The sequence below is a fragment of the Burkholderia sp. Ac-20353 genome, assembly GCF_017104785.1.
GTDB lineage: Bacteria > Pseudomonadota > Gammaproteobacteria > Burkholderiales > Burkholderiaceae > Burkholderia.
Genome location: NZ_JAAGPL010000084.1, coordinates 1 through 17,961 on the forward strand (window position 1 = coordinate 1; position 17,961 = coordinate 17,961).

The 17,961-nt window shown below is 68.1% G+C and carries 17 protein-coding genes; 9 read left to right on the forward strand and 8 right to left on the reverse strand.

The window, feature by feature from the left end; genetic code table 11:
* The 8 genes from G3N94_RS22805 to G3N94_RS22840 form a co-directional block, all read right to left on the reverse strand.
* A partial coding sequence (locus G3N94_RS22805) for a DUF4118 domain-containing protein (protein WP_205794826.1) occupies positions 1 to 2,163 on the reverse strand: 2,163 nt, incomplete at its 3' end.
* A gap of 171 nt (positions 2,164 to 2,334) precedes the next feature.
* Complete coding sequence (gene kdpC, locus G3N94_RS22810; protein WP_205794827.1) at positions 2,335 to 2,916, reverse strand: potassium-transporting ATPase subunit KdpC; 582 nt, start codon at positions 2,914 to 2,916, stop codon at positions 2,335 to 2,337.
* Between the two features lie 12 nt (positions 2,917 to 2,928).
* Positions 2,929 to 5,040, reverse strand: coding sequence for a potassium-transporting ATPase subunit KdpB (gene kdpB, locus G3N94_RS22815; protein ID WP_205794828.1), 2,112 nt, complete (start codon positions 5,038 to 5,040; stop codon positions 2,929 to 2,931).
* Between the two features lie 39 nt (positions 5,041 to 5,079).
* Positions 5,080 to 6,885: a potassium-transporting ATPase subunit KdpA gene (kdpA, locus tag G3N94_RS22820; protein ID WP_205794829.1), complete on the reverse strand. Its 1,806-nt coding sequence runs from the start codon at positions 6,883 to 6,885 to the stop codon at positions 5,080 to 5,082.
* The gene (gene kdpF, locus G3N94_RS22825) at positions 6,882 to 6,974 is read right to left on the reverse strand and encodes a K(+)-transporting ATPase subunit F (protein WP_017331558.1); all 93 of its coding nucleotides are present in this window, start codon (positions 6,972 to 6,974) and stop codon (positions 6,882 to 6,884) included. Before kdpF ends, kdpA begins: the two co-directional genes overlap by 4 nt.
* Positions 6,975 to 7,273: 299 nt before the next feature.
* Positions 7,274 to 8,248, reverse strand: a complete 975-nt coding sequence (locus tag G3N94_RS22830; protein WP_205794830.1) for a quinone oxidoreductase — start codon at positions 8,246 to 8,248, stop codon at positions 7,274 to 7,276.
* Positions 8,249 to 8,446: 198 nt separating this feature from the next.
* Positions 8,447 to 8,839, reverse strand: a complete 393-nt coding sequence (locus tag G3N94_RS22835) for a methylglyoxal synthase (RefSeq protein ID WP_205794831.1) — start codon at positions 8,837 to 8,839, stop codon at positions 8,447 to 8,449.
* A gap of 60 nt (positions 8,840 to 8,899) precedes the next feature.
* A complete protein-coding gene (locus tag G3N94_RS22840) occupies positions 8,900 to 9,679 on the reverse strand; it encodes an SDR family oxidoreductase (RefSeq protein ID WP_205794832.1) in 780 nt (259 codons plus the stop codon).
* Between the two features lie 250 nt (positions 9,680 to 9,929).
* Here G3N94_RS22840 and upp point away from each other — a divergent pair, with 250 nt between their 5' ends.
* From upp to rng, 9 genes are all read left to right on the forward strand, one after another.
* Positions 9,930 to 10,580 carry a uracil phosphoribosyltransferase gene (gene upp / locus G3N94_RS22845; RefSeq protein WP_205794833.1) on the forward strand — a complete coding sequence of 217 codons (651 nt, stop codon included), beginning with the start codon at positions 9,930 to 9,932 and terminating at the stop codon, positions 10,578 to 10,580.
* 255 nt (positions 10,581 to 10,835) lie between these two features.
* A complete protein-coding gene (locus tag G3N94_RS22850) occupies positions 10,836 to 11,564 on the forward strand; it encodes a YebC/PmpR family DNA-binding transcriptional regulator (RefSeq protein ID WP_205794834.1) in 729 nt (242 codons plus the stop codon).
* A 104-nt stretch (positions 11,565 to 11,668) separates the two neighbouring features.
* Entirely contained in the window at positions 11,669 to 12,946 is a 1,278-nt protein-coding gene (gene purD, locus G3N94_RS22855) for a phosphoribosylamine--glycine ligase (protein WP_205794835.1), read from the forward strand.
* Positions 12,947 to 13,063: 117 nt separating this feature from the next.
* A complete protein-coding gene (hemF, locus tag G3N94_RS22860; RefSeq protein WP_205794836.1) occupies positions 13,064 to 13,987 on the forward strand; it encodes an oxygen-dependent coproporphyrinogen oxidase in 924 nt (307 codons plus the stop codon).
* Between the two features lie 62 nt (positions 13,988 to 14,049).
* Entirely contained in the window at positions 14,050 to 14,763 is a 714-nt protein-coding gene (locus G3N94_RS22865) for a nicotinate-nucleotide adenylyltransferase (protein WP_205794857.1), read from the forward strand.
* Positions 14,764 to 14,767: 4 nt separating this feature from the next.
* A complete protein-coding gene (gene rsfS, locus G3N94_RS22870) occupies positions 14,768 to 15,217 on the forward strand; it encodes a ribosome silencing factor (protein ID WP_205794837.1) in 450 nt (149 codons plus the stop codon).
* A 19-nt stretch (positions 15,218 to 15,236) separates the two neighbouring features.
* Positions 15,237 to 15,707: a 23S rRNA (pseudouridine(1915)-N(3))-methyltransferase RlmH gene (rlmH, locus tag G3N94_RS22875; protein WP_124597619.1), complete on the forward strand. Its 471-nt coding sequence runs from the start codon at positions 15,237 to 15,239 to the stop codon at positions 15,705 to 15,707.
* Between the two features lie 51 nt (positions 15,708 to 15,758).
* Positions 15,759 to 16,391, forward strand: coding sequence for a Maf family protein (locus tag G3N94_RS22880; RefSeq protein ID WP_205794838.1), 633 nt, complete (start codon positions 15,759 to 15,761; stop codon positions 16,389 to 16,391).
* Between the two features lie 8 nt (positions 16,392 to 16,399).
* Positions 16,400 to 17,869, forward strand: a complete 1,470-nt coding sequence (gene rng, locus G3N94_RS22885) for a ribonuclease G (RefSeq protein ID WP_205794839.1) — start codon at positions 16,400 to 16,402, stop codon at positions 17,867 to 17,869.
* The last annotated feature ends 92 nt before the right edge of the window (positions 17,870 to 17,961 follow it).

Below are 17,961 nucleotides of genomic sequence, written 5' to 3' on the forward strand. Positions count from 1 at the left end.
CCGCGGCGCGGCCGCCGGTTCGCCGCGCTGCGCGGCCGCGCGCGCATTCGCGAGCATCGACGAGAAGCCGACGATCGTCGTGAGCGGCGTGCGCAGGTCGTGCGAGATCGCCGACAGCAGCGAGTTGCGCAGCCGCTCCGACTCCATGCTGACAAGCGCGTCGCGCGCGATCTCCACGTAGTGCACGCGCTCGAGCGCGAGCGCGATCTGCGCGGCGAACGCATCGAGCATCCGCTGCTGCTCGGGCACCTCGAGCTCGCGCGCATCGTTCGACACGACCGCGAGCACGCCGCGCGTGCGCATCGGCGCCTTCAGCGGCAGATACAGCGCGGTCGTCGCGGGCAGCGTGTCGGTGCCGTGGCCGGCCGGCTTCTGCTGGTCGTACACCCACTGGCCGACGTCGTTGTCGAGGTCGGGGCCCGTCAGCGTGACGGTCGCATCCGGCTCCTCGATCTTCTGCTGCACCTTGTCCGCGCTGTCGGGCAGCAGGATCGCGACGCGCGCGCGGAACACCTCGCTCACGTGCCGGCCGCCGATCTCGACGATCTGCTCGGTCGTCAGCGCCGCGGCCAGCTCGCGCGCCATCGCGTACATCGCGCCCGTGCGGCGTTCGCGCCGCTGCGCGACGCTCGCCTGGCGGGTCAGCGTCGACGTCAGGTGGCTGATCACGAGCGACGTCAGCAGCATCCCGAAGAAGGTCAGCAGGTATTGCGTGTCGCTGACCGAGAACGACATGCGCGGCGGCACGAAGAAGAAATCGAACGCGGCGACCGACAGGAACGACTGCAGCACGCCCGGCCCGCGCCCGAGGCGCACGGCCGAGAACACGACACCGAGCAGGTACAGCATCACGAGGTTGGTCAGGTCGAGCCGCTCGGACACGACATTCGCGACCACGGTGATCGCCGCGCAGATCGCGGCCGCATACGCGTAATGGCGCGGCGGCGAGCGATGGCCGCCGAGGCTCGCGAACGCGTCGCGCCAGTCGCGCGCGCGCGCGTCGAGCGGAGCCGCGCGCACCTCGTCGCTCGCCGATGCGCGGATCAGCATCAGGTCGACATCGCCCGCGCGCTCCGCGAGCTTCTCGCCGAACGGCCGCGCGATCCAGCGCGCGATGCCCGTCTTCTGCGAGCCGCCCGCGACGACCTTCGACACGTTGCGCACCTTCGCATAGCCGATCAGCGCGGCCACCGCGTCGCTGCCGGCAAGCGTCGCCGTCTCCGCGCCGAGCTCGGCCGCGAGCTTCAGCGCGTTCAGCGTGCGCTCGCGCTGCGCGTCGGGCAGGCGCTGCAGCTTCGGCGTCTCCACGTAGACCGCGATCCAGTCGGCCTTCAGGCTCGCGGCGAGCCGCGCGGCCGCACGCACGAGCGTCGGCGCCTCGGCCCCCGGCCCGACGCACACGAGCAGCCGCTCGCGTGCCTGCCAGATGCGCTGGATCGAGCGGTCGGCGCGGTATTCGCGCATCTGCGCGTCGACGCGGTCCGCGGTGCGTCGCAGCGCGAGCTCGCGCAGCGCGATCAGGTTGCCCTTGCGGAAGAAGTTGCGCACCGCGCGCTCGGCCTGCTGCGCGAGATAGACCTTGCCGTCGCGCATCCGCGCGAGCAGCTCCTCGGCGGGCAGGTCGACGAGCGTCACCTCGTCGGCCGCGTCGAACACGCGGTCGGGCACGGTTTCCCATACGCGGATGCCGGTGATCGCGCCGACCACGTCGTTCAGGCTCTCGAGATGCTGGACATTGACGGTCGTATAGACGTCGATCCCCGCGTCGAGCAGCTCGTACACGTCCTGCCAGCGCTTCAGGTGGCGGGCGCCCTGCACGTTCGAGTGCGCGAGCTCGTCGACGAGGATCAGTTCGGGCTTGCGCGCGAGCGCCGCATCGAGATCGAATTCGGCGAGCTTGCGGCCGCGGTATTCGAGCCGCGCGAGCGGCAGCACGTCGAGGCCGTCGAGCAGTGCGGCGGTTTCGCTGCGGCCGTGGGTTTCGACGATGCCGACGACGACGTCGACGCCGTCCTGCCTGCGCTGGCGCGCGGCCTGCAGCATCGCGTAGGTCTTGCCGACGCCGGCGGACGCGCCGAAGAAGATCTTGAGCTGGCCGCGCCGCTGCTTTTCTTCGTCACGCTGCAGCTTGTCGAGGAGTTGGTCGGGATCTGGGCGGTTCATGCGTGTGGATGGCAGCGCACGTCAATCGGCGCGTGTACGAGCATTGTTGATCCAAATCGCCATAAAAGGCAAAGACGGCGCAAGCGCGCCGCCGGGCGGTGGCGGATCCCGCGCGGCGCAGTGCCGCGCGGGATGCCGGGTATCGCGGGTATCGCGGGTGCCGTGCCGCGCTCAGTGCGCGGCCTGGGCCGCGTCGAGCGCGAGGTTCAGCTTCAGCACGTTCACGCGCGGCTCGCCGAGCACGCCGAACTGGCGGCCCGCCGTATTCGCGGCGACGAGCTGCGCGACCGCGTCCGGCGACAGCTTGCGCGCCTTCGCGACGCGCTCGACCTGGTAGGCCGCCGCGGCCGGCGTGATCTCCGGATCGAGCCCGCTCGCGGACGCGGTCACGAGGTCGATCGGCACCGGCTTCGACATGTCGGTGCCCGCGTCGCGCAGCGCGGCGATGCGCGCCTTCACCTGGTCGGCGAGCGACGGGTTCAGCGGGCCGAGGTTCGAGCCGCCCGAGTTGGTCGCGTTGTACGGCATCGGCGAGGTTGCCGACAGGCGGCCCCAGAAGTACTTCGGCGTGTCGAACTGCTGGCCGATCAGCGCGGAGCCGACCACCTTGCCGTCCTTTTCGATCAGGCTGCCGTTGGCCTGCGACGGAAACGCGGCCTGGCCGAACACGGTCATCACGGCGGGATACGCGAGCCCCGTCACCGCGGTCAGCACGACGAAGATCACGATCAGCGGACGAATCAACGATTTCATGGTGAATTCCCCTCAGGCCCAGCCGAGTGCGGCGAGCGTCATGTCGATCAGCTTGATGAACGGGAACGGCAGCAGCACGCCGCCGAGGCCGTACACCAGCAGGTTGCGGCGCAGCAGCGACGCGGCGCCGAGCGGACGGTACTTGACGCCCTTCAGCGCGAGCGGGATCAGCGCGACGATGATCAGCGCGTTGAAGATCACCGCCGACAGGATCGCGGATGCCGGCGAGCTCAGGTGCATGATGTCGAGCACCTTCAGCTGCGGATAGGTCGTCACGAACGCGGCCGGGATGATCGCGAAGTACTTCGCGATGTCGTTCGCGATCGAGAACGTCGTCAGCGAGCCGCGCGTCATCAGCATCTGCTTGCCGATCTCGACGATCTCGATCAGCTTCGTCGGGTTCGAGTCGAGGTCGACCATGTTGCCGGCTTCCTTCGCCGCCTGCGTGCCGCTGTTCATCGCGACCGCGACGTCGGCCTGCGCGAGCGCCGGCGCGTCGTTGGTGCCGTCGCCCGTCATCGCGACGAGGCGCCCTGCCGCCTGGTGCTCGCGAATCGTCGCGAGCTTCGCCTCCGGCGTCGCTTCCGCGAGGAAGTCGTCGACGCCCGCTTCCGCCGCGATCGCCGCCGCGGTCAGCCGGTTGTCGCCCGTCACCATCACGGTCTTGATGCCCATCTTGCGCAGTTCCGCGAAGCGCTCCTTGATGCCGCCCTTCACGATGTCCTTCAGCTCGATCACGCCGAGCACGCGTGCCGCGCCTTCGTGCAGCTCCGCGACCACGAGCGGCGTGCTGCCGCGGCGTGCGACTTCGTCGACCGCGCGGCGCACTTCTTCCGGAAAGCGGCTGCCGTGCGTCTCGACGTAGCGCTTGATCGCGTCGGCCGCACCCTTGCGGATCTCGCGGTGCGGCGCCCCGGAGGCAGTCCCCTCGGGGGACAAGTCGACGCCGCTCATCCGCGTCTGCGCGGAAAAGCCGATGAACGTCGCATGCAGTTGCGCCATGTCGCGCTGGCGGATGTTGAAGCGCTCCTTCGCGAGCACGACAATGCTGCGGCCTTCCGGCGTCTCGTCGGCGAGCGACGACAGCTGCGCGGCGTCCGCCAACGCTTCCTCGGTCACGCCCGGCGCCGGCACGAAGGTCGACGCCTGGCGGTTGCCGAGCGTGATCGTGCCGGTCTTGTCGAGCAGCAGCACGTCGACGTCACCTGCCGCTTCCACCGCACGGCCCGACGTCGCGATCACGTTCGCCTGCATCATCCGGCTCATCCCGGCCACGCCGATCGCGGACAGCAGGCCGCCGATCGTCGTCGGGATCAGGCACACGAGCAGCGCGACGAGCGCGGTGATCGTCACCACGTGACCGGACTTCATCGCGTCGACCGAGAACATCGAGAACGGCAGCAGCGTCGCGGTCGCGAGCAGCATCACGATCGTCAGCGCGACCAGCAGGATCGTCAGCGCGATCTCGTTCGGCGTCTTCTTGCGCTTCGCGCCTTCGACCATCGCGATCATCCGGTCGAGGAACGCCTCGCCGGGGTTCGCGGTGACCTTCACGACGATCCAGTCGGACAGCACGCGCGTGCCGCCCGTCACCGACGAGAAGTCGCCGCCCGATTCGCGGATCACCGGCGCGGATTCGCCGGTGATCGCCGATTCGTCGACCGACGCGACGCCGTCGACCACCTCGCCGTCGGCCGGGATCACGTCACCGGCCTCGACGAGCACGACGTCGCCACGGCGCAGCTCGGTCGCGGTCGTGATGCGGATCGGCGACTTCGGATGCGGCTCGTTGAGCTTCTTCGCCATCACGTCTTTCTTCGCGCTGCGCAGCGACGCGGCCTGCGCCTTCGAGCGGCCTTCGGCGAGCGCCTCCGCGAAGTTCGCGAACAGCACCGTGAACCACAGCCACAGCGCGATCGCGAGGATGAAGCCGGCCGGCGCCTCGGCCTGGCCGACGAGCGCGGCGATCCACAGGACCGTCGTCAGGATGCTGCCGACGTACACGCAGAACATCACCGGATTGCGGAACTGCGTGCGCGGCGTGAGTTTCTTGAACGACTCCACGATCGCCGGGCGCAAGAGCGCCGGATCGAACATGGAGCGGGTTGCGGAATGTTGAGTCATTGCGATCTCTTCAATGCCTTTTGTTTGTCAGCGCGCCGCTCAGGCGCCCAGCCACATCATCAGGTGCTCGACGCCGGGCCCGAGCGCGAGCGCAGGCACGTAGGTCAGCGCGCCGACCAGCACCACCGTGCCGAGCAGCAGCACGACGAACAGCGGACCGTGCGTCGGCAGCGTGCCGCTCGTCGCCGCGATGCGCTTCTTCGCGGCGAGCGAGCCCGCGATCGCGAGCACCGGCACGATCGTGCCGAAGCGGCCGAACCACATCGCGATCGCCGTCATCCAGTTGTAGAACGGCGTGCCGACCGTCAGGCCCGCGAACGCGCTGCCGTTGTTGTTCGCGGCCGAGCTGAACGCGTACAGGATTTCCGAGAAGCCGTGCGGGCCCGGGTTCGCGATGCCGGCACGGCCTGCATCCGCGAGCACCGCGATCGACGTGCCGACCAGCACCAAGAGCGGCGTGAGCAGCACGACGATCGACACCATCTTCATCTCGTACGCCTCGATCTTCTTGCCGACGTATTCGGGCGTGCGGCCGATCATCAGGCCGGCGACGAACACCGCGAGCAGCGCGAACACGAGCATCCCGTAGAGGCCCGAGCCGACCCCGCCGAACACCACTTCGCCAAGCTGGATCAGCAGCATCGGCACGAGGCCACCGAGCGGCGTCAGCGAGTCGTGCATCGTGTCGACCGCGCCGCACGACGCAGCCGTCGTCGCGACCGTGAAGATGCTGCTCTGCGCGATGCCGAAGCGCGTCTCCTTGCCTTCCATGTTGCCGCCCGACTGCAGCGCGCCCGCCGACTGGTCGACGTGCAGTGCTTTGAGCGTCGGGTTGCCGGCCTGCTCGGCGCCGACCTCGACGCCGACCGCGAGCGCAAACGCGACCGTCATCGCGGCCAGCACCGCGATGCCCTGCCGGCGGTCGCCGATCATCCTGCCGAACACGAGGCACAGGGCCGCCGGAATGATCAGGATCGCGAAGATCTGCACGAAGTTCGCGAACGGCGTCGGGTTCTCGTACGGATGCGCGGAGTTCGCGTTGAAGAAGCCGCCACCGTTGGTGCCGAGCATCTTGATCGCTTCCTGCGACGCGACCGGGCCCATCGCGAGCGTCTGCTTCGTGAGCTGGGTCGGCACCGTCACCGGGTTGCCCTTGTCGTCCTTGACCGGGTTGCCCTGCGCGTCCAGCTTCGGCGCCGCATAGGTGCTCGTCTGCAGCGCCGGCACGTCCTCGTAAGCCTTCATGTTCTGGATCACGCCCTGGCTGATCAGCAGCGCAGCGATGATCGCCGACAGCGGCACGAGCACGTAGAGCGTCACGCGCGTCACGTCGACCCAGAAGTTGCCGATCGTCTGCGCGGTATGGCGCGCGAAGCCGCGGATCAGCGCGATCACGACGACGATGCCGGTGGCCGCGGACAGGAAGTTCTGCACGGTGAGGCCGAGCATCTGCGTCAGGTAGCTGACCGTCTGCTCGGGCGTGTAGTCCTGCCAGTTCGTGTTGGTGACGAAGCTGACGGCCGTATTGAACGCGCCGTCGACCGTCATCGCGCCGAACTGCTGCGGGTTGCCGGGCAGCAGGGCCTGCAGGCGCAGCAGCCCGTACAGGAACAGCGCGCCGAGCGCGTTGAACGCGATCGTCGCGATCGCGTATTGCTTCCAGCTCATTTCGCGATCGGCATCGACGCCGGCGATGCGATACAGGATGCGCTCGAGCGGGCCGAGCACGCGCACGACGCGCGAGCTGCCGTCCATCACCGCGGACAGGTAGCGCGCGACCGGCACGGCCGCCGCCAGCAGGACGACGATGAACAGCAGCGACTGGAACAAATTGTTCGCGTTCATTCGATGTCCTCCGCGCGCAGCAGCGCATAGACGAGATACGCGAACAGCAAGGCGGTCGAAGCACCCGCCAACCACAGCATCCAGGTCATGCTCGCCCCCCGCGGCCGTATTGCGCAAGCTTCTCGCAACCGGCGATCAAGCCAGCGATCAGTGCCGTGAACAGCACGAGACCGCCGATGAAAACCGCATCCATTTTGGTGTTCTCCGTCGTCGAAATCAGACGACTAGAACCTTATTGGAACGCGCGTAAAGGACGGGTCAAAGGTGTCGGGACAGGTGTAAAAAACGCGTAAACGGATGGGCGGGGACAGGCAGGAACAGGCGGGACAGGCGGCGCCGCAGCGCCGCCCGGGAGTCGCGCGCCGGCGGCAAGGCCGGCGCGGCAGGGTCAGGGAACGAGGATCGTCGAGCCGGTCGTCTTGCGCGCCTCGAGGTCGGCATGCGCACGCGCGACTTCCGCGAGCGGATAGCGCTGGTTGATGCTGGTCTTCACGTTGCCCGACAGGATCACGTCGAACAGTTCCGCGGCGGCCGCCTCGAGGTCCGCGCGTTTCGCGATGTACGAGAACAGCGTCGGCCGCGTGAAGAACAGCGAGCCGCGCGACGAGAATTCCTTCGAGTCGATCGGCGGCAGCGGGCCCGACGCGTTGCCGAAGCTGACGAAATACCCGAGCGGCGCGAGGCAGTCGAGCGAGCCGACGTAGGTATCCTTGCCGATCGAATCGTAGACGACCGGCACGCCCGCGCCGTTCGTGATCTCCTTCACGCGCTGCGTGAAGTTCTCGCGCGTGTAGACGATCGGGTGGTCGCAGCCGTGCGCCTTCGCGAGCTCGGCCTTCTCGTCGGAACCGACCGTGCCGATCACGGTCGCGCCGAGCGCCTTCGCCCACTGGCACACGAGCAGGCCGACGCCGCCCGCCGCCGCGTGGATCAGGATCGTGTCGCCGGCCTTCACCGGATACGTGCGGCGCAACAGGTAATGTGCGGTCAGGCCCTGCAGCATCACCGATGCCGCGTCGTCGTAGCTGATCCCGTCCGGCAGCCTGACGAGGCGCTCGGCGGGCATCACGCGCTCCTGCGCGTACGCGCCCGGCGGCTGCCCGACATAGGCGACGCGATCTCCCGGCTTGAACGCGGTCACACCGGCGCCGACCGCCGTCACCTCGCCCGCCGCCTCCATCCCGAGGCCGCCCGGCAGCGGCTGCGGATAAAGGCCCGTGCGGAAATACACGTCGATGTAGTTGAGCCCGACCGCGTGCTGCGTGATACGGACTTCGCCCGCCTGTGGCTCGCCGACCTCGACGTCGACCCACTTCATCACTTCGGGGCCGCCTGCTTGGTCGTATCGGATTGCTTTCGGCATCGTTTCGCTCCTCGTCTTCGTCTGTTGTAGGGGGACAATCCGGGTTCGGCGATGCGGCGCGCCCGGCTCCGGCCATTGGCCGGACGGGCCGCGCATCGCGACGCACGATTCTCGCGCGTCGCGGCGATCCGTGCATTGCCCTGCCGTCAGCAGGGACAATCAAGGGCAATGCGTGCGGCCCCACCCTGCCAGTCGCACCTACGCGACCTCCGCCATCTTCCGCATCAGGTCGTCGAGCAGCATCCGCGCAGTCGCGACGTTGGTCGCGCACGGCACGTTGTGCACGTCGCACGCACGCACGAGCGCGGTGATGTCCGGGTCGTGCGGCTGCGCGGTCATCGGGTCGCGCAGGAACACGACGATGTCGACCCGGCCCTCGGCCAGCTCGGCGCCGATCTGCAGGTCGCCGCCGAGCGGCCCCGACAGCTTGCGCTCGACTTCGAGGCCGTGCGCGGCCGCGATGCGGCCGCCCGTCGTGCCGGTCCCGACCAGCCGGCAGTGCGCGAGCGTCGCGCGGTATTCGCCCGCGAGTGCAACGATCTCGTCCTTCTTCGCGTCGTGCGCAATCAGTGCGATGCGGGGTGTGCTCATCTGCAGATCCTTCGTCGTTCGATGTGTTGTCGTTGAAAAAGCCGGCGGCGCGGCTGCCCGTCAGAACGTGCCGGGATAAGCGCCGCCGTCGAGCAGCCAGTTCTGCCCGGTGATGTAGCTCGCGTGCACGCTGCACAGGAACGCACACGCAGCGCCGAATTCTTCGCGCGTGCCGAGGCGCCCCGCGGGAATCTCCTGCGCGCGCCGCGCGCGCATTTCGTCGACCGTCACGCCCTTCGCCTGCGCCGACGCGGCGAGCGTCGTCGCGATCCGGTCGGTGTCGAACAGGCCCGGCAGCAGGTTGTTGACGGTCACGTTGTGCGCGGCGACCTTGCGCGCGAGCCCGGCAACGAAGCCCGTCAGCCCGGAGCGCGCGCCGTTCGACAGCGCGAGCACGTCGATCGGCGCCTTCACGGCCGAGCTCGTGATGTTGACGATCCGGCCGAAGCGGCGCGCGATCATCCCGTCGACGGTCGCGCGGATCAGCTCGATCGGCGTCAGCATGTTCGCTTCGAGCGCGCGAATCCAGTCATCGTGCGAGAAATCCCGGAAGTCGCCCGGCGGCGGGCCGCCCGCATTCGTCACGAGAATGTCCGGCTGCGGGCACGCGGCGAGCGCGGCCGCGCGCCCGTCCGGCGTCGTGATGTCGCACGCGACAGCGGTCACGGTCACATCCGCCCCGGCGCGGATCTCCTCCGCCGTCTCCTCCAGCGTGTCGCGCGTGCGCGCGACGATCACGAGGTTCACGCCCTCGGCGGCCAGCGCTTCCGCGCAGCCGCGCCCGAGGCCCTTGCTTGCCGCGCACACGAGCGCGGTCTTTCCTGCGATGCCGAGATCCATCGTCGATATCCGTTGGTTGCAGCACGCCGGCCGGTGCCCCGTTCGCGCCGATGATCAGCGTCAATCGACGTCAATCGACGTCAATCTGACGCGAACGTCCGCGGGCGGCGCGCGGGCGCGGGTTGTCGGTCAGACATCGATAATATCCGGATCGCGCGAGCCGTCTTGGTAAACTTGCGTCCATTCGCGCAGTCGGGCCCGTCGCCCGGCCGCGCCCCCCGATCCCCTTTTGCCCCAGGGCGCCCCCGTCATGAAACAGGACAGCCGTTTCCCGAATCTCTTCATCCTCGATCACCCGCTGATCCAGCACAAGCTGACCCACATGCGCGACAAGGACTCGTCGACGCGCACGTTCCGCGAACTGCTGCGCGAGATCACGCTGCTGATGGGCTACGAGATCACCCGCAACCTGCCGATTACGACCAAGCGGGTCGAAACGCCGCTCGTCGAGTTCGACGCGCCGGTGATCGCCGGCAAGAAGCTCGCGATCGTGCCCGTGCTGCGCGCGGGCATCGGGATGTCGGATGGCCTGCTCGAGCTCGTCCCGTCGGCGCGTGTCGGCCACATCGGCGTCTATCGCGCGGAAGACCACCGCCCGGTCGAATACCTCGTGCGCCTGCCGGATCTCGAAGACCGGATCTTCATCCTGTGCGACCCGATGGTCGCGACCGGCTACTCGGCCGTACACGCGGTCGACGTGCTGAAGCGCCGCAACGTGCCGGCCGCGAACATCATGTTCGTCGCGCTCGTCGCCGCGCCGGAAGGCGTGCAGGTGTTCCAGGACGCGCATCCGGACGTGAAGCTGTACGTCGCGTCGCTCGACTCGCACCTGAACGAACACGCGTACATCGTGCCGGGGCTCGGCGACGCGGGCGACCGCCTGTTCGGCACGAAGAACTGACGGGCCGGCCGTCCGGTGTACGGCCCGTCCGGCGAACCGGGGGCCGGCCATCCGGCCATCCGCCGGTTTCGCGGCGGCCGGTCCCGGCCATCCGGCCATGCTGAACGGCCCCAAGCGGACGCCCGCCGCGTGATAAAATCTCGCTCCACTCGACACGCGCGGCCCCCGCGGCTTCACGCCCGCCCGAACGGCCGCCGATTCAACGACACATTGGCTTAAACGCCCGCGCAACGCGCCCGGGCGACGGAGAAACGTATGGCTGGTCACTCGAAATGGGCCAACATCAAGCATAAGAAGGCTGCGGCCGATGCGAAGCGCGGCAAGATCTGGACCCGCCTGATCAAGGAAATTCAGGTCGCGGCGCGCCTCGGCGGCGGCGACATCGGCTCGAACCCGCGCCTGCGTCTCGCAGTCGACAAGGCGGCCGACGCGAACATGCCGAAGGACAACGTGAAGCGCGCGATCGATCGCGGCGTTGGCGGCGCGGACGGCGCGAACTACGAGGAAATCCGCTACGAAGGCTACGGCATCAGCGGCGCGGCGATCATCGTCGACACGCTGACCGACAACCGCACCCGTACGGTCGCGGAAGTGCGCCACGCGTTCTCGAAGTTCGGCGGCAACATGGGCACCGACGGCTCGGTCGCGTTCATGTTCGATCACGTCGGCCAGTTCCTGTTCGCGCCGGGCACGTCGGAAGACGCGCTGATGGAAGCGGCGCTCGAGGCGGGCGCGAACGACGTCAACACGAACGACGACGGCTCGATCGAAGTGCTGTGCGACTGGCAGGAATTCTCGAAGGTGAAGGACGCGCTGGACGCCGCCGGCTTCAAGGCGGAACTCGCCGAAGTGACGATGAAGCCGCAGAACGAAGTCGAATTCACCGGCGACGACGCGGTGAAGATGCAGAAGCTCCTGGACGCGCTCGAGAACCTCGACGACGTGCAGGACGTGTACACGAACGCCATCGTCGTCGAGGAATGAGATGCCTGCCGCCGTGCTTCGTTCGCGGCGGCGGCCCGACCGATACCGCGGCCGGCGCGCCTGAGCGTGCCGGCCGCCCTGTTTTCTAGTCTGCGGGGAATCCCATGAAACTACTCGTCGTCGGTTCCGGCGGTCGCGAACATGCGCTGGCGTGGAAGCTCGCGCAGGCGCCGCGCGTCCAGATGGTCTACGTCGCGCCCGGCAATGGCGGCACGGCGCAGGACGAGCGTCTGAAGAATATCGACATCACGTCGCTCGACGCGCTCGCCGATTTCGCGGAAAGCGAAGGCGTCGCGTTCACGCTCGTCGGCCCGGAAGCGCCGCTCGCGGCCGGCATCGTCAACCTGTTTCGCGCGCGCGGCCTGAAGATCTTCGGCCCGACCCGCGAAGCGGCGCAGCTCGAAAGCTCGAAGGATTTCGCGAAGGCGTTCATGAAGCGCCATAACATCCCGACCGCCGACTACGAAACCTTCTCCGACGCAGCGGCCGCGCATGCGTACATCGACGCGAAGGGTGCGCCGATCGTCGTCAAGGCCGACGGTCTCGCCGCGGGCAAGGGCGTCGTCGTCGCGATGACGCTGGAAGAAGCGCACGAAGCCGTCGACATGATGCTGTCGGGCAACAAGCTCGGCGATGCCGGCGCGCGCGTCGTGATCGAGCAGTTCCTCGACGGCGAGGAAGCGAGCTTCATCGTGATGGTCGACGGCAAGCATGCGCTGGCGCTGGCTTCCAGCCAGGACCACAAGCGCCTGCTCGACGAGGACCGCGGCCCGAACACGGGCGGCATGGGCGCGTATTCCCCTGCCCCGATCGTCACGCCGCAGATGCACGCGCGCGTGATGCGCGAGATCATCATGCCGACCGTGCGCGGGATGGAGAAGGACGGCATCCGCTTCACGGGCTTCCTGTACGCAGGCCTGATGATCGACAAGGAAGGCAATCCGCGCACGCTCGAATTCAACTGCCGGATGGGCGACCCGGAAACGCAGCCGATCATGGCGCGCCTGAAGAGCGATTTCTCGAAGGTCGTCGAGCAGGCGATCGCGGGCACGCTCGACACGGTCGAGCTCGACTGGGACCGCCGCACCGCGCTCGGCGTCGTGCTGGCCGCGCACGGCTATCCGGACGCGCCGCGCAAGGGCGACCGCATCAACGGCATCCCGGCCGAGACCGAGCAGGCGGTGACGTTCCACGCAGGCACGACGCTCGACGGCGACAAGCTGACGACGGCGGGCGGCCGCGTGCTGTGCGTGGTCGGCCTCGCCGATTCGGTGCGCGAAGCGCAGCAGCATGCGTACGACGTGATCAACCAGATCAATTTCGAAGGCATGCAGTACCGCCGCGACATTGGCTACCGCGCGCTGAACCGCAAGAGCGCGTGACGTTGGCAACCGGCGCCGCCTGTCGCGGCGGCGCCCTCCTCTGCCGGGGTTCGATAGAATGCCCGGCAGATGCTTTTTTATGCACACCCTTTTCCGAAGGGGGCATCCAGTCCTGACATGACCGATTCGACCTACGACGTGGCGCGCGTGCGCACGTACCTTCAAGGCTTGCAGACGCGCATCGCCGACGCGCTCGGCGCACTCGACGGCACGCCGCTCGCGACCGACACGTGGCAGCGCGCGCCCGGCGAACGCCTGCGCGGCGGCGGCTGCACGCGCATCCTCGAGGACGGACAGGTGTTCGAGCGCGCGGGCATCGGCTTTTCCGACGTTTCGGGCGATGCGCTGCCGCCGTCGGCGAGCGCGGCGCGCCCGCAGCTCGCGGGCCGCGGCTTCGAGGCGATCGGCGTGTCGCTCGTGCTGCACCCGCGCAATCCGTACTGCCCGACCGTGCACATGAACGTGCGGATGCTGATCGCAACGAAGCCCGGCGAGGAGCCGGTGTTCTGGTTCGGTGGCGGCATGGATCTGACACCGATTTACGGCTTCGAGGACGACGCGCGGCACTTCCACCAGACCTGCAAGGACGCGCTCGATCCGTTCGGTGCGGACCTCTACCCGCGCTTCAAGAAGTGGTGCGACGAGTATTTCTTCCTGAAGCACCGCAACGAAGCGCGCGGGATCGGCGGGATCTTCTTCGACGATTTCGCGGAGCCCGGTTTCGAACGCGCGTTCGAGATGATGCAGAGCGTCGGCGATGCGTTCCTCGCCGCGTATCTGCCGATCGTCGAGCGCCGCCGCGACACGCCTTACGGCGAGCGCGAGCGTGCGTTCCAGGCGTATCGGCGCGGCCGCTATGTCGAATTCAACCTCGTATTCGACCGCGGCACGCACTTCGGCCTGCAAAGCGGCGGCCGGACCGAGTCGATCCTGATGTCGATGCCGCCCGTCGCGAACTGGCGCTACAACTGGCAGCCCGAGCCGGGCTCGCCGGAAGCGCGCCTGTACAGCGACTTCATCGTGCCGCGCGACTGGGTCTGAGCCCCGCACGCCACGGTAACGACTGCAACAACCGTAACAATCGCAACGAAAAGGACCCGTTTCTGGACACCACCGCCCGACCCGCCCCGCTGCCGCGCCCGCTCTTGCGTCGCATTGGCCTGCTGGGTGGCACGTTCGACCCGATCCACGACGGCCACCTCGCGCTCGCGCGCCGCTTCGCCGAGGTGCTCGGTCTGACCGAGCTCGTATTGCTGCCCGCCGGGCAGCCGTACCAGAAGCGCGACGTGTCCGCGGCCGAGCACCGGCTCGCGATGACGCGTGCCGCCGCGCAGACGTTCGCGCTGCCCGGCGCGACGGTCAGCGTCGCGACCGACGAGATCGAGCACACGGGGCCGACCTATACGGTCGATACGCTCGCGCGCTGGCGCGCCCGCGTCGGCCCCGATGCGTCGCTGTCGCTGCTGATCGGCGCCGACCAGCTCGTGCGCCTCGACACGTGGCACGAATGGCGGCGGCTGTTCGACTACGCGCACCTCTGCGTGTCGACCCGTCCCGGTTTCGATCTTGCTGCGGCACCGCAGGCGGTCGCACAGGAAGTCGCGGCGAGGCAGGCCGGCGCCGATGTGCTGATGGGCACGCCGGCCGGGCGCCTGCTGATCGACACGACGCTCGCGTTCGACATCGCCGCGACCGACATCCGCACGCACCTGCGCGACTGCCTCGCGCGCCGCGCACACATGCCCGACGCGGCGGCCGAGCACGTGCCGCCCGCCGTGTGGGCCTATATTCTTCAACATCATCTCTACCAGTCCTGATCTCATGGATATTCGCAAACTGCAACGCGTGATCGTCGACGCCCTCGAAGACGTCAAGGCGCAAGACATCAAAGTATTCAACACGGCCCATCTCACCGAACTGTTCGACCGCGTGATCGTCGCGTCCGGCACGTCGAACCGCCAGACCAAGGCGCTCGCGTCGAACGTGCGCGAAAAGGTCAAGGAAGCCGGCGGCGACGTCGTCAGCTCCGAAGGCGAGGACACCGGCGAATGGGTGCTCGTCGACTGCGGCGACGCGGTCGTGCACATCCTGCAACCCGCGCTGCGCCAGTACTACAACCTCGAGGAAATCTGGGGCGACAAGCCGGTGCGCATGAAGCTCGGCGGCGGCAAGGCGCCGAACGGTGCGGCGGCCGCGCAGGCCGACGACGAGGAAGACGAGGAAGAAGCACCGGCACGCCCGGCGCGCAAGACGACCGCGCGCCGCCGCTGAGTCGCTGCGAATCGTCCCGATGAAGCTCTTCATCCTCGCGGTCGGCCACAAGATGCCCGGCTGGATCGCGTCCGGCTTCGACGAATATGCGAAGCGGATGCCGCCCGAATTGCGCATCGAGTTGCGCGAGATCAAGCCGGAACTGCGTTCCGGCGGCCGTAGCGCCGAAAGCGTGATGGCCGCCGAGCGGCAGAAGATCGAGGCCGCGCTGCCGAAGAACGCGCGGATCGTCGCGCTCGACGAGCGCGGCCGCGACTGGACCACGATGCAGCTCGCACAGGCGCTGCCCGGCTGGCAGCAGGATGGCCGTGACGTCGCGTTCATCATCGGCGGCGCCGACGGCCTCGATCCGGAGCTGAAAGCGCGCGCCGACCTGCTGCTGCGCATCTCGAGCATGACGCTGCCGCACGGGATGGTGCGCGTGCTGCTCGCCGAACAGCTTTACCGGGCGTGGAGCATCACGCAGAATCACCCCTATCACCGCGCATGACGCGTCGTCCTCGCGACGCGCGCCCCACGCGCCCAACGAGATAACGACACCATGCCGTCCCGTATTTCCTCAGAACTTTTCCCGACCCTTTATCTCGCTTCGCAAAGTCCGCGCCGCCAGGAGCTGCTGCAGCAGATCGGCGTGCGCTTCGACCTGCTGCTGCCCCGCCCCGACGAAGACGCCGAAGCGCTCGAAGCCGAGCTGCCCGGCGAAGCGGCCGACGACTACGTGCTGCGCGTGACCGTCGCGAAGGCGCACGCCGCGCGCTCGCGCCTCGTCGCGAGCGGCAAGCCCGCCGCACCGCTGCTCGTCGCCGACACGACCGTGACGATCGACGGCGCGATCCTCGGCAAGCCCGCCGACCCCGCCGACGCGCTCGCGATGCTCACCCGCCTTGGCGGGCGCGAGCACGAAGTGCTGACCGCGGTGGCCGTCGTCGACGCGCGCGGCGAACTGCTGCCGCCCGCGCTGTCGCGCTCGTCGGTCCGCTTCGCGGCCGCGCCGCGCGACGCGTTCGCGCGCTACGTCGAGACCGGCGAGCCGTTCGGCAAAGCTGGCGCATATGCGATCCAGGGGCGCGCAGCCGAGTTCGTCGAACGAATCGCCGGTTCCCATTCGGGTATCATGGGTCTGCCCCTTTTTGAGACCGCCGCGCTGCTTCGCGCCGCGCGCGTCGACTTCTGAATTCCACCATGAACGAAGAAATCCTGATCAACCTCACGCCGCAGGAAACGCGGGTCGCACTCGTCCAGCAAGGCGCGGTGCAGGAGCTTCACGTCGAGCGCACGCTGTCGCGCGGGCGGGTCGGCAACATCTATCTCGGCAAGGTCGTACGCGTGCTGCCCGGCATGCAGTCGGCGTTCATCGACATCGGCCTCGAACGCGCGGCATTCCTGCACGTCGCCGACATCTGGCAGCCGCGCCTGGCCGGCGAGCCGCAGGCGAACGCGCCGCACCAGCCGATCGAGAAGACGGTGTTCGAAGGCCAGACGCTGATGGTCCAGGTGATCAAGGATCCGATCGGCACGAAGGGCGCGCGATTGTCGACGCAGGTCAGCATCGCGGGCCGCACGCTCGTCTACCTGCCGCAGGAGCCGCACATCGGCATCTCGCAGAAGATCGAGAGCGAGGCCGAGCGCGAGGCCGTGCGCGCGCGGCTGACCGCGGTGATCCCGCCGGACGAGAAAGGCGGCTACATCGTGCGTACGATCGCCGAGGACGCGACTTCCGACGAACTGGCCGGCGACGTCACCTACCTGCGCAAGACCTGGACGACGATCGTCGCGCAGGCGCAGCGGCTGCCGGCAACGAGCCTGCTGTACCAGGATCTCGACCTCGCGCAGCGCGTGCTGCGCGATTTCGCGAACGACGACACGACGCGCATCCAGGTCGATTCGCGCGAGACCTATCAGCGCCTCTCCGAATTCGCGGCCGAGTTCACGCCGGCCGTGAGCCCGAAGCTGCACCACTACACGGGCGAGCGGCCGCTGTTCGACCTGTACAACATCGAGACGGAGATCCAGCGCGCGCTGTCGCGCCGCGTCGACCTGAAGTCGGGTGGCTACCTGATGATCGACCAGACCGAGGCGATGACGACGATCGACGTGAACACCGGCGGCTATGTCGGCGCGCGCAACTTCGACGACACGATCTTCAAGACCAACCTCGAGGCCGCGCACACGATCGCGCGGCAATTGCGGCTGCGCAACCTCGGCGGGATCATCATCATCGACTTCATCGACATGGAGAACGCCGAGCATCGCGACGCGGTGCTCTCCGAGCTGAAGAAGGCGCTGTCGCGCGACCGCACGCGCGTGACGGTCAACGGCTTCTCGCAGCTCGGGCTCGTCGAGATGACGAGGAAGCGCACGCGCGAATCGCTCGCGCACGTGCTGTGCGAGCCGTGCCCGACCTGCCAGGGCAAGGGTCAGGTCAAGACGTCGCGCACCGTGTGCTACGACATCCTGCGCGAGATCCTGCGCGAGTCGCGGCAGTTCAATCCGCGCGAGTTCCGCGTGATCGCCGCGCAGCAGGTGATCGACCTGTTCCTCGACGAAGAATCGCAGCATCTCGCGATGTTGATCGACTTCATCGGCAAGCCCGTGTCGCTGCAGGTCGAGTCGAACCTCAGCCAGGAGCAATATGACATCGTGCTGATGTGATGCAAAAAACCCAATAAAATCAATAATATATGCAAATTAATAGCACCAGCATTTGACGTAGCTACCCGTACAGCTACCCATTCGGAGATGGC